The organism is Acinetobacter sp. YH12227, assembly GCF_013417785.1.
GTDB classification, from domain to species: Bacteria; Pseudomonadota; Gammaproteobacteria; order Pseudomonadales; family Moraxellaceae; genus Acinetobacter; species Acinetobacter gandensis.
In genome coordinates, this window is record NZ_VPDH01000031.1 from 30,441 (window position 1) to 44,928 (window position 14,488).

The window sequence follows — 14,488 nt, forward strand, 5'->3', positions numbered from 1 at the left end:
AGAGATAGACCATGTTTAAGCGTTCTTTGCTGGTTGCAATGCTTGCAACAGCTACAGCTGCGACTCAAGCTGCGGCGTTAACTAAAGACAACGGTGCACCTGTAGGTGACAACCAAAACTCAATTACAGCAGGTCCTAACGGTTCTGTATTGCTTCAAGATGTGCAATTAGTACAAAAATTACAGCGTTTTGGTCGTGAGCGTATTCCTGAGCGTGTTGTACACGCACGTGGTACAGGTGCTTACGGTGAGTTCGTAGCAACTAAAGATTTATCTGATCTAACAGTAGCTTCATTGTTCAAAGCAGGGACTAAAACTCCTGTATTCCTACGTTTCTCTACAGTAATTCACGGTAAACATTCGCCAGAAACTCTACGTGACCCGCACGGTTTCGCGATCAAGTTCTACACTCAAGAAGGTAACTGGGATTTAGTGGGTAACCAAACTCCAGTATTCTTCATCCGTGATGCAATCAAATTCCCTGACTTCATTCACGCAATGAAGCCAAGCCCAATTGACAACGTTCAAGACGCGAACCGCGTATTTGACTTTTTGTCTAGCCAACCATGGGCAACCAACATGTTGACTTATGTGTATGGTAACCTAGGTGTTCCAACTAGCTACCGTGAACAAGACGGCTTCGGTGTACACGCATTCAAACTGTACAACGATAAAGGCGAATACAAATACGTGAAGTTCAACTTCCGCTCTAAACAAGGCGTGAAAGGTCTGAACGTTAAAGAAGCGGGTGAGTTACAAGGTAAAGACTTCAACCACTTGACTAACGATTTGTACAAAAACATCAACGCGGGTAACTTCCCTAAATGGGATCTTTACATCCAAGTTATGGATCCTAAAGACCTTGGTAAGTTTGACTTCGATCCACTAGATCCAACTAAAATCTGGCCAACTAACCTAGTTCCAGAAACTAAAGTGGGTACGTTGACACTTAACCGTATGCCGAAAAACTTCTTCCAAGAAACGGAACAAGTGGCATTGGCTCCAGGTAACTTAGTACCAGGTATCGAGCCATCAGAAGACCGTCTATTACAAGGTCGTATCTTCTCTTACTCAGATACTCAAATGTACCGTTTGGGTGCGAACCACCAACAAATTCCTGTAAACCGTCCAGTGGTTAATGTGAACAACAACAACCAAGATGGCTACATGAACGTTGGCGGTACTTCATCTAACGTGAACTACGAACCAAGCCGTATTGAGCCAAAACCTGCGACTGCTAAAGCACGTGCGGTAGAAACTCCACTTTCTGGCACAGTTCAACAACGTGCTGTGAAAGAGCAAAACTTCAAGCAAGCGGGTGAACTTTACCGTTCATACACTGCTAAAGAAAAAGACAACTTAATCATGAATTTAGCAGCTGACTTAGGCAACGTTAAAGATTCAGAAACGAAACACATCATGTTGTCTTACTTCTACAAAGCAGATGCTGACTACGGTACACGTATGACGAAGGCTGTAAACGGTAATATCGCGACTGTTAAAGCGAAAGCAGCTCAATTGAAAGACTAATTTCGATTCGTCAATCAAATCGGTGACTAGGGTATAGGAGTCACCACCGAGAAGTCCTGTAAAACTCAAATCCTTTCCTGCAACCCTAGGGGAGTTTTACAGGCACTCTTTTCTGAATGTTTTTTCAAAACCGTTGTTTTACACCTTTGTAATTTTGATTCTTGTTGGAGTTCATCATGAAAGCTTTGAAGCACGCAATATTTATGAGTCTTTTTGCAGCGAGTACGGCATTCGCAACGGCTACAGTTGCTGCAGATATCTCCCCGACTCAGGCGTCTGAAAGTCATCAGGTGGCCTCACAACAAGAACTAATCAATTTATTCTTTGCGGCTGCGAAAATAGGCAATCAAGAAGTGATAGATGAGTTCTTAAAAAATGGCTTTCCTGTGGATGTACGTAATGGCTCAGGCTTCACACCCTTGATGATGGCGACTTACTATGGTCACCAACCTATTGTGACGACATTGTTAGCCTATGGAGCAGATCGCTGCGCACGTGACAATAAAGGCAACACTGCGCTGATGGGTGCAATGTTTAAACTGGAGTGGGCGATTGCCAAACAATTGCGCCAAGTTGACTGTGATATGAATGCGCAACAAACTGGGCAGAAAACAGCAGAGCAGTTTGCACGTGAGTTTGGTCAGGAAGAGAAATATCAGCAATTATTGAAAAAATAACCGCAAAATAAGTTTTTCATCCTGCTGAAAAATACTGAAAAAGCCGATGATTTGAGTGAATTAATACTGAATTCAACCAAATCAATCGGCTTTTTTCAAATAAAGTATGCTTTAATGCAATGAGTTGATAAAAACTGAAAGTCTTTATGTCTCCAATCATTCACTCTTTATTAGACACAGATCTATATAAATTCACCATGCTTCAGGTGGTGTTGCACAAATTTCCTCAAACCCACAGCGTTTATCATTTCCGTTGCCGTAATTTGGACGACACAGTTTATCCGCTGGTTGAGATTTTGGATGATTTGAACAGCCAACTCGACATGCTTTGCCAGTTAAAATTCAAAGAAGATGAACTGACTTATTTACGTAGCTTACGTTTTATTAAAAGTGACTTTGTTGATTATCTCGAATTATTCCAATTAAAACGCCGTTTTATTAAAGCGGGTATTGATGATGAAGGTCGCCTCGATATTTGGGTAGAAGGCCCAATGGTTCAAGCGATGATGTTCGAAATCTTTGTTTTAGCCATCGTCAATGAACTATATTTCCAACGTATTCGTACACCTGAAGTTTTAGCCGAAGGTGAGCGCCGTTTACAGCATAAAATTGCCTTACTGAAACAGTATGAAGCACAGCAAAATCCAAACGATCCACCATTCTTGGTGTCTGATTTTGGTACGCGTCGTCGTTATAGTTATGCATGGCAAAAGCATGTAATTGAAGAATTTAATCAGGCTTCGCCGTATATTTTCCGTGGTACCAGTAATGTTCTGATTGCCAAAGACTTGAACATTACTCCAATTGGTACCATGGCGCATGAGTTCCTACAAGCGTTCCAAGCGCTTGATGTTCGTCTACGTAACTTCCAAAAGTCTGCGCTAGAAACATGGGTACAGGAATACCGCGGTGATTTAGGTATTGCCTTGACCGATGTGGTTGGAATGGATGCATTCTTACGTGATTTCGACCTGTACTTTGCCAAATTGTTTGATGGTTTACGCCATGATAGTGGTGACCCATATGAATGGGGTGACAAAGCATATGCACACTATAAAAAGCTTAAAATTGACAGTAAAACCAAAATGCTGACTTTCAGTGATGGCTTGAACATTGAAAAAGCTTGGGATTTACACAATTACTTTAAAGACCGTTTCCAAGTGAGTTTTGGTATTGGCACCAACTTGACCAATGATATGGGGCAAACTGCACTGAATATCGTGTTGAAGTTGGTTGAATGTAATGGTCAATCTGTGGCAAAAATTTCCGACAGTCCGGGTAAAACCATGACGGATAACGACACCTTCTTGGCTTATTTACGTCAGGTTTTTGACATCTCTGAAGTGAGCGCTTAAGCACAGTTTTAGATAAAACTTAAAAAGCCGAATCAATGATTCGGCTTTTTTATATCTAAAATATTGCTAAAGGAATGCAAAAATTCAGAATAATAGTGAAAATGACTTATGCTAAGATCAAATTCAATCGGGCAAAGTACAACACGAAAACGATGACTGCATCTACATTTAATTTTGGTCTGCTGATTGAAGCAGAAGATTTAGTGCCTCATTTGGGCAACGAAAAACTACGGATTATTGACCTCAGTCGTCGTTCGGTGTATGACCAATTACATATCCCGCATGCCTTACATGTACAACCTAAACTATTGGTACGCCAAGATGAACAAGCGATGGGGCTATTGCCTGATCAGGCCGGTTTAGAACAGCTGATTGCTTACCTGAATATCACACCAGAACATCATGTGGTGGTGTATGACGATGAAGGGGGGGCATGGGCAGGGCGTTTAATTTGGAACTTACATTGCCTCGGTTTTGAAAATACCAGTTTACTGAACGGTGGTATTCATGCGTGGTTAGGTGCGGGCTTGCCAACCTCATCAGACGTTGAGCAGTTTGCACCAGTATCTCCATTGGTGACTGTCGATGTGCAAGCACGTGAACAGTACCAAACGACTTACGAGACGCTGCTGGAACAGGTACAGCAGCAACAGGTACAAGTATGGGATTGCCGTACCGAAGATGAATATACCGGACTACGTTTAGCCGCGCGACGCGGCGGTCACATTCCAGGTGCACGTCATTTCGAATGGAGTACTGCCCTAAACCGACAAAATCATTTAAAATTGCATCCTTTAGAACGCACACAACAACGCTTAGAACAATTGGGATTCAATTTAAACGAACCTGTCGTGGTGTACTGTCAGTCTCATCATCGTTCAGGCTTGGCTTATATATTGGGACGTTTACTCGGTTGGAACATTCAAGCTTATGATGGTGCGTGGAGCGAGTGGGGCAACCGACTCGATAGTCCTGTGATCACCGGAGAGTTGCCGTCTTGAGCCTTACATCTCAGTTAAAAAAACAAATTTTTATTCAAGCACAGCGTGTTGTTCCGCAGCATAAATTATCACGTATTGTCGGTAAGCTTGCAGCAAGTGAAAATCCTGTAGTGAAAAATGCCGTAATTACTGCATTTAAAGCGCAGTATGGCATCGATATGTCGATTGCTGAACAAAGCAATGCCTTAAAATTTAAGTCATTCAATGAGTTTTTCACGCGCTCTTTAAAAGAGGGTGTACGTGAAATTGACAGCAATGCCAATAGTGTTGTTTCACCCGCAGATGGTGCAATTTCTCAACTGGGTAAAATTGAAAATGGTGATGTGTTTCAGGCCAAAGGTCAGAAATTTACGGTTGAAAATTTGATTGCAGATCCACAATTGGCTGAACCCTTTAAAAATGGTCAATTTGCAACTGTGTATCTATCACCAAAAGATTATCACCGCGTACATATGCCATTTGCAGGGACCTTAACTGAAACTCTATATGTGCCAGGTGAGTTGTTCTCAGTGAACCAAACCACTGCGGAAAACATTCAGGGTTTATTTGCGCGCAATGAGCGTATGGTTTGCTTATTTGATACTGAAGTCGGTCGTATGGCTGTGGTACTCGTGGGCGCGATGATCGTTGCAGGGATTGAAACTGTTGCAACAGGGAAGGTAAAGCCAACAGGTCGCTTAGAGTTAAATCAACACGATTTATTCTTGGAAAAAGGTGCCGAACTTGGTCGTTTCTACTTGGGTTCAACTGCTGTGGTTTTATTTGAAGAAAATAAAATGCAGTGGGATGCGGCTTTCAAAGCCAATTCAACGGTGGTGATGGGTGAGGCTTTAGGGCATACTTTGTAAGATAAATATTTCTATTTCTTTTGAGAGGGTTAGGACGAAGGTATTCGAGACCTTTCCATTGAAAAGCAGTGCCCCCTCTCCGAATAGGTAGGAAACACAAGAGATAAAAAAAGCGCCATTTGGCGCTTTTTTAATTCAGTCACTTAGCGTTTTACGACAATGGAGTCGATGCTGCTATGACGTAAAGTCTGTTGTGCAATCACAGCGGCTTCTTGTGAATCATAAGGGCCAGACACGACACGGTACCAAATTTTACCGTTTTCATTACTTTGAATCACATCGGCAGATAAACCATTCAAAATAATTTCGGCACGTCGTGCATCGGCTTGATCAGGATCATCATAACTGCGCACTTGCAGAATATAACTTGCAGCAACAGGTGCAGTTTCTGTGGCTTCTATTCCAGGCTCTGTGGTTTCAACTGGCTTTTGTTCTGGTGCATCAACAATCACCACCGTTTCTTTATTTTCAGTTTCTGGAACAGCTTGTTCAGGAATTGGCGTCACTTGTTGCTGAGGCAACAGGTCGTAGAAACGATAGTCTTTATTGGTTTCTTCCTGATAATGTTCAGACGTAATTTGACCTTTTGGTTTCACAGGCTCCCAAGGTTTCCAAAGCATGAGCGCAACTAAGAAACTCAACACGATTAAAATGATGACAAGTGTACCTAGCCATGCTGGAATCAATGGTTTTTTAGGCTTATTTGGCCGATCAGATACACCGCGCTGCGTTTTTCCAAACACGTGGAAACCTCATTTAATTTTAATTGTCACGAACCACTTTGGGGCAGCCCAAAGTAGCAATTCTTGATTGTTATATATTACATGAGTGTCATCAGGAATTTGTTTAATTTTCACAATTTCAGCACAGCCAAGATGACACTGACATATTGCTGAATATAAACGAAATACAGGCTCATTTCGAGCCTGTATTAAAAAGGATTCTTTTAGCGCAATACAAATTGATGCCGCTTAAACCCATGCGCTGTGTTTGTGCATGGGCGATCCCGATGAATTTCTATTGTGCTCGCAACATAAATGGTTGCTTACATGCTTTCAGGAGCACTCACACCAAGTAATTCAAGACCGTTGCGCAGTACTTGTTGCACGTTAACAGAAAGTAATAGGCGCGCTTGTGTTAATTCAGCATCATCACCCAATACTTTATTTTCGTTGTACCAACCGTGGAACAGCGCAGCAAGTTCTTTTAAGTAGTTACCCACTTGGTGTGGTTCATAGCTGTTTGCAGCACGAACGACAATTTCAGGATAAGCAGCAAGTTTAGCCAATACTTCTGTTTCAGCTTCAAGCTCAAGTTTTGCAGCGAACTGGCGAGCATTTTCAGCAGAGAATTGAACATTGGTTGCCACTGCTTTTTCTAACATACGGCAGATACGTGCATGCGCATATTGAATGTAGTACACCGCATTGTCTTTACTTTGTGACACAGCTAGGTCTAAGTCGAAGTCAATGTGTTGTTCTGATTTACGCATCACGTAGTAGAAACGAGCAGCATCGTTACCGACTTCTTTACGAAGGTCGCGTAAAGTTACGAACTGACCTGAACGAGATGACATTTGTACCATCTCGCCGCCACGCCACAAGCTCACGAACTGAACTAATAGTACAGTTAATTTTTTAGAGTCATAACCTAGAGCATCAATGGCTGCTTTTACACGTGCGATATAACCGTGGTGGTCAGAACCCCAAATATCGATGATGTCTGTATAGCCACGTTGTAATTTATTCAGGTGATATGCGATGTCTGAGGCAAAATAAGTGGTTTGACCGTTACGACGTTTAACAACACGGTCTTTTTCATCGCCAAATTCAGTCGATTTAAACCAAATGTTGCCATCTTTTTCATAAAGGAAGCCACGTTGATCCAGCATTTGTAATGCTTCATCGATTTTTTCAGTCAAAGTTGCTTCGCTGAACCATTGGTTGAAGGTCACACCAAACTCACCAAGGTCATCTTTAATATCATCAAGAATGGCTTTCAGCGCAGCTTGATGGAATACACGGTAGCCTGCAGCCAAATGGTTTTGAGAATTATGAATCAAACCATCAATATGCTTTTCTTTGTCGCCAGAAAGCACCACTTTGTTGCCTTCGGCATCAAGCTCAGCTGCATATTGAACGTCTTCTGGTACATCTTTATAGATGTCCGCAACTGGACGTACATGTGCATCGCCGTCTTGATCAATAATACTTTGCGCGATTTCTTTAACGTAGTCGCCTTGGTATGCATTTTTAGGGAATACCAATTCCTGACCTGTTAATTCTAAATAACGTAAATAGGTTGAAGTCGCCAAAATATCCATTTGACGGCCAGCATCGTTTACATAATATTCACGGTCAACTTTAGCACCCGTTGCTTCAAGTAGATTAGCAACCGTCATACCGTATGCTGCGCCACGACCATGACCCACGTGTAGGCTAGAAGTTGGGTTTGCAGAAACGAATTCAACTTGAACGCGTTTTTCAGCATTGGCTTGGGTACGACCGAATTGATCTTTCTGAGCCTGAATTTGGTCTAACACAGCAAAGCGTTGGTCTGCATTTAAAAAGAAATTGATAAAGCCAGGACCTGCAATTTCTGCTTTGCTGATATCTGCGACTTCAGGAAGATTTGCGAGAATTTTTTCGGCTAAATCGCGTGGCTTCATACCCGCAGCTTTAGAGGCAATCATAGCAATGTTCGACGCAAAGTCACCATGGCTTCGGTCTTTAGTTCGAGTCAAATTGCTTGAGTTGTTCCAGTCAGATGGGAGTACACCTTCAGCTTGAAGGGATTGCACTGCATGATCGAGCGCTGCTTGTATTGCCGTATTCATAATCAGTCGAAAAATAAACGTCGCAGAAAAACGTTAAATATAGCAAATTTCACACCCTTTAGGTGAATGCATTTTATGTGAAGAAAAAATATTCGATAAAAGTCGGGGATTGCTTATATCGAAAAATACCGATATAAGTGAATTTCAAGCATAAAGCTTCCATGTGAGGTGAGAGGGCATGCAACACGAAACCCCTAAAATATTTGGTAATGTTCCCAAGCTCTCAGCGCGTTGGGCATTGATTATTGTGCCTTTTATTCTTTCTTGTCTGATGAGCGGCATTATTTCATTTATTAATATGCTGCGCAATTTGGGGTGGTTTGAGGGCTTTTTGGCCTTATGGTTTCACAATTGGATGATTTCTTGGGCCATCGCTTTTCCTATTGTGGTGACCCTCCTGCCATTTGTGCGTAAATTTACGGGTCTTTGGGTAGATATGTCAGGGCAAATTCCCCCTAAGAAATAGCAACCCAATTGATTGAATGGCTAAGCCTGAAGTACATATGCGAGGCTTAGCCGAGTTGCATTGAAGGACTGTGGTATTAAGACTTTTTTGCGGATTAAAGCGTGTCACGACAGCTAACGGCTTTGGTGAGTAATTCAGCTTTATTATTTTGAAAAGTATAAAGCTTAGAAGCATTAAATATCTTGATGACTTTGGCTTGTCCGATGGCAGTTTTAAAGCTCTGAAATTTAGTACTATTGCTGATGTCGAAAGGATTGCCGTAATTTTTATTGTCGAGTAAGAATTGAATTTGTCCGCTGTTGCTGTCATGGGCTTTTAAAATTACTTGTCCCTCTGCGTTGGTGAGGTTGAAGGTTGGACGTTGATTGGCTACATTACAGTTGAGTTTAAGACTTAACGTAAATTGATCAGTCGATTTATTCTTAAGTGTTGAGGTGCCTTGTTGATCATTTTCAATCAGTACCCACTGATTTTTGGTCATCGTGTTGAGCAAAGTTTCCAGCTGTTGTTGCGTAGTTTTACTGATATCCACCGTACCTTTTTTGTCGATTTCAGGCATTTTTTCTTTACCAAAAATGCCCATGACTTTGTCACTGACTTGATTACTGGTTTTAGAAATGGTTTGGCAACCAATCAAGCTGCTGCAAATTACAATACAAGTGAGGGCTGAAAGGGGACGAAGGGACATAGCTTTTATTGTTCTAATACATGTTGGAAGCTTAATTCTAGCGGTTCTCAGTAGAAAGCTCAAATTGACGGAGAACCACGTTTACCTTGTAGGTGTGTTTTATCCGAGAGGTAACCATTCCACACAGGCACGAATAATCCCTAGTGCTAAACCGATGAAGCCACCCACCACAACACCGTTGACACGGATCATGTGCAAGTCACCACCAACTTCATTTTCAATTTTATCAATCATTTCACGTGAATCCCATTCGTGGATGCGTTCACTGATAAAACGGATGACTTTTTCGCTGTATTGATCTGATAAATTGACCGCAATATCGCTCATTTTTTCATTCAATAACTGACGTACCGCCACATTGGAAATGATATTTTCCCCGACTTGTTGAATCGCGACTCTTAAATTTTGTGCAATACCTGAGTCCGGCTTTTGCAGATCAGATTTAATCGCATCACATAAAATCACAACAGCGCCGCTTAAAAAGTTAAGCATTTGTGGGCTGTCTAATAAAGCGTCCTTGGTGCTATTCAAGCGTTGGCTGGCCACACTTTTATTGTCTGCCAACTCATGCATGAGTTGCTGTGCCATTTCTTCAATTTTTCGACGCCAAGGATGTTCTGGATCGGCCAACATAGATTCGACACGGCTCACCAATGAATCAATGGTGCGTTGTTGTACATCAATGCCAATCCAACTCGCCCCTTTAGCTAACTTCCATACCCCAAGTTCTTTAAACAATTGGCGTGAAAGGTCACGGGTTTGTTCTGGATGCTGTGTGACCCAATCATGGGCTAAATCGAGCCCACGCTGTAACACATCTTGATGGAAATCATTTTCTAAAACAGCACGTAACATCTCACTGGCCAAATGATTGACCTGAGTATTTCGTACCCATTGCACACTGTTGTTTTGAATAAAACGACCAATTTGCTCTTGACCGACAAATTCAAAAATTTTCGGTACAGTTTGCTGAATGACTTGGGTCACTTGAGCATTGTTGTGCGGGTTGGCCAGCCATTTCCCGACAGCTAAAGATAGATCTGTTTCACTTAAACTTTTTTGAACCACTTGAGGAGATAGAAAGTTTTCTTGAACGAAACGTCCCATCGATTCAGCAATTCGGGCTTTGTTACGTGGAATAATTTCGGTGTGATCACGTAAAAATTTAGGAATTGGAATCCGACCAAATGGATTACGAAACAGTACCGTAATGGCATACCAGTCCGCTAAACCACCGACCACACCAGCCTCAGCTGAAAGCATTAAAATATGAATCAGCCAAACATAGTCAGGTAAAAGCTTGGCTGCGATCATCAACGCAATCCACGCGAGCACTGCGACCACTAATGCAATCGTAGCGAAGCGTTTACTGCGTTGTAGACTCGGCGAAACGTTTGGCTGGTCTGTTGGCGTCATCAATATTTAAGTCTCTTCAGTCTGATTATTTTTGTGTTGGCGTAGTTGTAACAGGCAAAGGATGTCCTTGGCTGTCTAGACCATATTTAGCACCGAGCGATTGCAAAATCAAACGGGCATCAAAAGCATCTTGTGGTGCTTTGGCGCGATCTTTATAGCAGGTGATACTGTAGGACACTTGGGTTGGGTCTAACGTCACCACTTGTGGTACATCATAGAACGGTGTTGGCCAAAATCCGGGGTGGCGACGGTAATAACCATAAGGATAAGGCATCGGGTCAGGATAAATTACCGCTTGTCTTGGCGGTTTTTGACTACGGTTACTTGGGTCATCCATCACTTTAAAATATTGGAAACCATTTTGTAGTGTGGTTTGCGCAGCTTTGACCAAAGTAATTTCTTCTGCTGTGCCATAGCTCATATTGGGGCGAGCTTGAAAGCTAATACGGTAGCTTTGCGCATTTAATGGTGTCGCAGAATATTGACCGAGTTGTTCAAAGGTCAAAGGTTTTGATGGGGTTGTGGCACAGCCAGTCAAACCGAGTGCTGTGGTTAAGGCTGCGGCAATGATCATTTTATTCATGTTCATCTCCTGATATCGGTTCATCGCAAAGGGAGAAACTAAGGCGAAAAGCCGAGCGTTAAAAACTTGAATTGGGTTGGGTTAAAAATTCCAATTCTTCGGTGGTTGAGTTACGCCCCAACACGGCATTGCGATGAGGGTAACGTCCAAAACGATCAATAATCACTTTATGTTTTTTTTCAAAATCTAAATTAATTGGATTGCCTAGCTTCTCAAATAATTCTAACGCGCTTTGGTGAATTTTTGCGGATTCACTGTGCATAAAAGGCATATATAAAAATGAGCGCTGCTCCGGTGTTAAATGTTCATCTAGTCCTAAACTAATTGTTTCCTGTGCCAGTGCTAAAGCCAATGCATCTTGGGCAAAAGCAAGCGGAGAATCACGGTATAAATTTCGAGAAAATTGGTCGAGAACGATAATTTCAGCCAAACGTCCTTCAGCATTGTTACGCCATGACCAAAGCTCTGCTTGAGCAGCTTGTTGATGCAGTGCTTTAAACTTTTTTTCGATTAAAACATCAAAATTATTGCTTTTGGCGAACCAGTTCGGGTGGTTCTCCGCTGCAAACCAAAAATCGAGAATATCTTGATAATTCATAAGTTTTACACATAGTTTGTATTTATTTGTTCATAAAATCACAAATTTAAAATGTCATATAGAGTTAGTTTGTGATAAAAAATTGCCAAAAATAAAATCTAGGTTTGTACTTTAACTATACAGCGCGTCAGAAGCTGTCTACAAATCGCGTTATACTGATATAAACTGATGATTTTATTTTAGTAGTTTCTTCCATTAAGCGAGATAGCAATGAGTCAACCCGAATCGACCTCTCAAGATATTTTACCGACTTGGGTGGATTCTTCGCTGATTAAAGGGATGTTGCGCGGCATTGAACGTGAAAGCCTGCGCATGCAAAGCAATGGGTTTTTGTCGCAAGCAGATCACCCGAAAGCCTTGGGTTCGGCATTGACGCATCCGCATATTACGACAGACTATTCTGAAGCCTTAATGGAGTTTATTACTCCGCCAAAAGAAACAATTTCAGAAGCGTTAAACTATCTGAAAGATATTCATGCCGTCACCCATGCGCATTTGGAAAATGGCGAAAAGTTATGGCCACTTTCTATGCCATGTATGCTGGATAAAGAAGAAGACAGCATTCGTTTGGCACAATATGGTACATCCAATATTGGGCGTTTTAAAACCCTGTATCGCCGTGGCTTAGGGGTGCGCTATGGCCGCCGCATGCAAACCATTTCAGGGGTTCATTACAATCTTTCATTCCCTGATCATTTCTTCGAAGCTTTGCAAAAGCATGAAACGGATGACAACTTAAAAGCACTAAGTTTGCAGGATTATCGTAGCCATCGTTATTTTGCTTTGATTCGTAACTTTATTCGTCTAACGCCATTGGTTATGTTCTTGGTGGGGGCGAGTCCATCTGTGTGTAAATGCTTTATGACAGGGCGTGACCACCAATTGCTGCCTTTGATGAAAGGCACGTTATTTTTACCATATTCCACTGCTCTACGTATGGGCAATTTCGGCTATCAAAATTCTGCTCAAAAGCAACTCGGTATCCACTACAACGATATTCAAGGTTATTTAGAAGGTCTACAAAAAGCGGTACATACCCCGTATGCGGCCTTTAGTCATTTAGGTCTAAATGATGAGCAAGGCGAACCGATTCAGATTAATGACCATGTGCTACAAATAGAAAATGAGTACTACAGTTTAGTCCGTCCTAAACAAGTGCCTGAAGCGGGTGAAACGCCATCAGAAGCGCTGCAAAATCGTGGTGTGGGCTATGTTGAATTGCGTGCGGTCGATGTGAACCCGTACAGCCCAATTGGTATTGATGAACATACTGCAGGCTTGCTAGAAGTGGTTGCTTTATATTGTTTATTGCAAGACAGCCCTGCTTTATTGGATGCTGAACAAAACGAAATTGAACTCAATCAAGCTGAAGTGGTGAACCGTGGTCGTGCGCCGAATGCTGCAATTTTGCAAAATGGTCAATCAATTGCGATTGAAGAATGGTGCCAACAGTATTTGAGCCAGTTACAGCCATTGGCTCAATTGCTTGATGATTCATACAATACAGATATTTACAGCAAGGCCATGCATGTGATGCAATCACGCATCGATGAAGTTGATGAAACCTTGTCCGCTCGTATGATTGAAGATACCTTAGAACATGGGGGCACATGGAGCTTTGGTAGCTTTATGGCGCAGCAACATGCAGATGTGTATGAACAACATCAATTAAGTGCTGAAACAGCCGCATATTTTGCTGAAGCAGCTGAACAGTCTTTGCAAAAACAAGCGCAGCTTGAGCAAGACAGCAGCATCAGCTTTGAAGAATATTTGAAAAACTTTAGATAATAATGAAGAGGATGTACCATGAAATGGAGTTTTCGCTTCGTCAGTGGTTTGTTGTTTGTTGCTAGCGTTATTGGGATGTCATTTGCACTGTTCTTGGAGCATGTGCAAGGCTTAGAACCTTGTCCGCTTTGTGTTTTTCAACGTGTGGGACTGATTGGGTTAGGGATCATTTCTTTGATTGCTTTCTTACATAACCCAGCGTCAAACTTTGGCAAGCGTATTTATGCGTTATTGGGAAGCCTCTCTATTTTATGGTCAGCTGGTGTTGCAGCCCGTCATATTTGGCTGCAAAACTTACCACCGGATAAAGTACCAAGCTGTGGGCCGGGATTGGACTATTGGGTTGAAACCTTGCCGATGAAGGCTGTGTTCGAACAAGTGCTGACCGGTTCAGGTGAATGTGCCAAAGTGGATTGGACCTTCTTGGGGCAGTCACTACCAGTATGGTCATTTGTATTCTTTGCTGTGTTGGCCTTAATCAGTTTGTGGCAGTTATTGCGTAAATATCAAACGGCACCTGTGAAACGTCTACGCGATAAATACTAATTTTTCGCTGCATAAAAAAGCCCTCATCTGAGTAATGCCAGTCAGTTAAGAAATTGACTGGCATTTTCTTGGATATTTTTGTGCTTTAATTTTCACTACTCGCGGACATTGCCTTTGCCTTTTTTCAGGTAATACAAATATTTTAGATTGTTCAAAT

The 14,488-nt window shown here is 42.0% G+C and carries 14 protein-coding genes; 8 read left to right on the top strand and 6 right to left on the bottom strand.

What is annotated here, in order from left to right; genetic code table 11:
* The first annotated feature begins 11 nt into the window (after positions 1 to 11).
* The 5 genes from FTV09_RS08615 (at position 12) to asd (ending at position 5,410) form a co-directional block, all read left to right on the top strand.
* Positions 12 to 1,529 carry a catalase gene (locus tag FTV09_RS08615; protein WP_180057992.1) on the top strand — a complete coding sequence of 506 codons (1,518 nt, stop codon included), beginning with the start codon at positions 12 to 14 and terminating at the stop codon, positions 1,527 to 1,529.
* A 176-nt stretch (positions 1,530 to 1,705) separates the two neighbouring features.
* Positions 1,706 to 2,206 carry an ankyrin repeat domain-containing protein gene (locus FTV09_RS08620; protein WP_180057994.1) on the top strand — a complete coding sequence of 167 codons (501 nt, stop codon included), beginning with the start codon at positions 1,706 to 1,708 and terminating at the stop codon, positions 2,204 to 2,206.
* Positions 2,207 to 2,352: 146 nt separating this feature from the next.
* On the top strand, positions 2,353 to 3,561 hold the full coding sequence (gene pncB / locus FTV09_RS08625) for a nicotinate phosphoribosyltransferase (protein ID WP_067761704.1): 1,209 nt from the start codon (positions 2,353 to 2,355) through the stop codon (positions 3,559 to 3,561).
* A gap of 152 nt (positions 3,562 to 3,713) precedes the next feature.
* Positions 3,714 to 4,562 carry a sulfurtransferase gene (locus FTV09_RS08630; RefSeq protein WP_067761834.1) on the top strand — a complete coding sequence of 283 codons (849 nt, stop codon included), beginning with the start codon at positions 3,714 to 3,716 and terminating at the stop codon, positions 4,560 to 4,562.
* A complete protein-coding gene (gene asd / locus FTV09_RS08635; RefSeq protein WP_067761702.1) occupies positions 4,559 to 5,410 on the top strand; it encodes an archaetidylserine decarboxylase in 852 nt (283 codons plus the stop codon). Before FTV09_RS08630 ends, asd begins: the two co-directional genes overlap by 4 nt.
* 143 nt (positions 5,411 to 5,553) lie before the next feature.
* Here asd and FTV09_RS08640 read toward each other — a convergent pair whose 3' ends face one another.
* Positions 5,554 to 6,153: an SPOR domain-containing protein gene (locus FTV09_RS08640; protein WP_067761700.1), complete on the bottom strand. Its 600-nt coding sequence runs from the start codon at positions 6,151 to 6,153 to the stop codon at positions 5,554 to 5,556.
* 302 nt (positions 6,154 to 6,455) lie between these two features.
* Entirely contained in the window at positions 6,456 to 8,246 is a 1,791-nt protein-coding gene (argS, locus tag FTV09_RS08645; RefSeq protein ID WP_067761698.1) for an arginine--tRNA ligase, read from the bottom strand.
* A 178-nt stretch (positions 8,247 to 8,424) separates the two neighbouring features.
* Between argS and FTV09_RS08650 the strand changes: the two genes are divergently transcribed.
* On the top strand, positions 8,425 to 8,712 hold the full coding sequence (locus FTV09_RS08650) for a DUF2798 domain-containing protein (RefSeq protein WP_067761696.1): 288 nt from the start codon (positions 8,425 to 8,427) through the stop codon (positions 8,710 to 8,712).
* Between the two features lie 94 nt (positions 8,713 to 8,806).
* Here FTV09_RS08650 and FTV09_RS08655 read toward each other — a convergent pair whose 3' ends face one another.
* The 4 genes from FTV09_RS08655 to FTV09_RS08670 form a co-directional block, all read right to left on the bottom strand.
* Entirely contained in the window at positions 8,807 to 9,400 is a 594-nt protein-coding gene (locus FTV09_RS08655; protein WP_180057996.1) for a hypothetical protein, read from the bottom strand.
* 99 nt (positions 9,401 to 9,499) lie between these two features.
* Positions 9,500 to 10,816 carry a DUF445 domain-containing protein gene (locus FTV09_RS08660; RefSeq protein WP_180057998.1) on the bottom strand — a complete coding sequence of 439 codons (1,317 nt, stop codon included), beginning with the start codon at positions 10,814 to 10,816 and terminating at the stop codon, positions 9,500 to 9,502.
* 25 nt (positions 10,817 to 10,841) lie between these two features.
* Positions 10,842 to 11,399 carry a hypothetical protein gene (locus tag FTV09_RS08665; RefSeq protein ID WP_067761690.1) on the bottom strand — a complete coding sequence of 186 codons (558 nt, stop codon included), beginning with the start codon at positions 11,397 to 11,399 and terminating at the stop codon, positions 10,842 to 10,844.
* A 58-nt stretch (positions 11,400 to 11,457) separates the two neighbouring features.
* Positions 11,458 to 11,997: a DUF924 family protein gene (locus FTV09_RS08670; RefSeq protein WP_180057999.1), complete on the bottom strand. Its 540-nt coding sequence runs from the start codon at positions 11,995 to 11,997 to the stop codon at positions 11,458 to 11,460.
* Positions 11,998 to 12,207: 210 nt separating this feature from the next.
* On the opposite strand from FTV09_RS08670, the gene gshA reads away from it, so the two are divergent.
* Positions 12,208 to 13,785: a glutamate--cysteine ligase gene (gene gshA, locus FTV09_RS08675; RefSeq protein WP_067761686.1), complete on the top strand. Its 1,578-nt coding sequence runs from the start codon at positions 12,208 to 12,210 to the stop codon at positions 13,783 to 13,785.
* A gap of 18 nt (positions 13,786 to 13,803) precedes the next feature.
* The gene (locus FTV09_RS08680) at positions 13,804 to 14,331 is read left to right on the top strand and encodes a disulfide bond formation protein B (RefSeq protein ID WP_180058001.1); all 528 of its coding nucleotides are present in this window, start codon (positions 13,804 to 13,806) and stop codon (positions 14,329 to 14,331) included.
* Positions 14,332 to 14,488: the final 157 nt, after the last annotated feature.

Coding starts and splice junctions, on each gene's coding strand:
- gshA (WP_067761686.1), top strand. CDS start 12,208: ATGAGTCAACCCGAATCGACCTCTCAAGATATTTTACCGACTTGGGTG.
- FTV09_RS08665 (WP_067761690.1), bottom strand. CDS start 11,399: ATGAATAAAATGATCATTGCCGCAGCCTTAACCACAGCACTCGGTTTG.
- argS (WP_067761698.1), bottom strand. CDS start 8,246: ATGAATACGGCAATACAAGCAGCGCTCGATCATGCAGTGCAATCCCTT.
- FTV09_RS08670 (WP_180057999.1), bottom strand. CDS start 11,997: ATGAATTATCAAGATATTCTCGATTTTTGGTTTGCAGCGGAGAACCAC.
- FTV09_RS08660 (WP_180057998.1), bottom strand. CDS start 10,816: ATGACGCCAACAGACCAGCCAAACGTTTCGCCGAGTCTACAACGCAGT.
- FTV09_RS08620 (WP_180057994.1), top strand. CDS start 1,706: ATGAAAGCTTTGAAGCACGCAATATTTATGAGTCTTTTTGCAGCGAGT.
- FTV09_RS08615 (WP_180057992.1), top strand. CDS start 12: ATGTTTAAGCGTTCTTTGCTGGTTGCAATGCTTGCAACAGCTACAGCT.
- FTV09_RS08630 (WP_067761834.1), top strand. CDS start 3,714: ATGACTGCATCTACATTTAATTTTGGTCTGCTGATTGAAGCAGAAGAT.
- FTV09_RS08650 (WP_067761696.1), top strand. CDS start 8,425: ATGCAACACGAAACCCCTAAAATATTTGGTAATGTTCCCAAGCTCTCA.
- pncB (WP_067761704.1), top strand. CDS start 2,353: ATGTCTCCAATCATTCACTCTTTATTAGACACAGATCTATATAAATTC.
- FTV09_RS08655 (WP_180057996.1), bottom strand. CDS start 9,400: ATGTCCCTTCGTCCCCTTTCAGCCCTCACTTGTATTGTAATTTGCAGC.
- FTV09_RS08680 (WP_180058001.1), top strand. CDS start 13,804: ATGAAATGGAGTTTTCGCTTCGTCAGTGGTTTGTTGTTTGTTGCTAGC.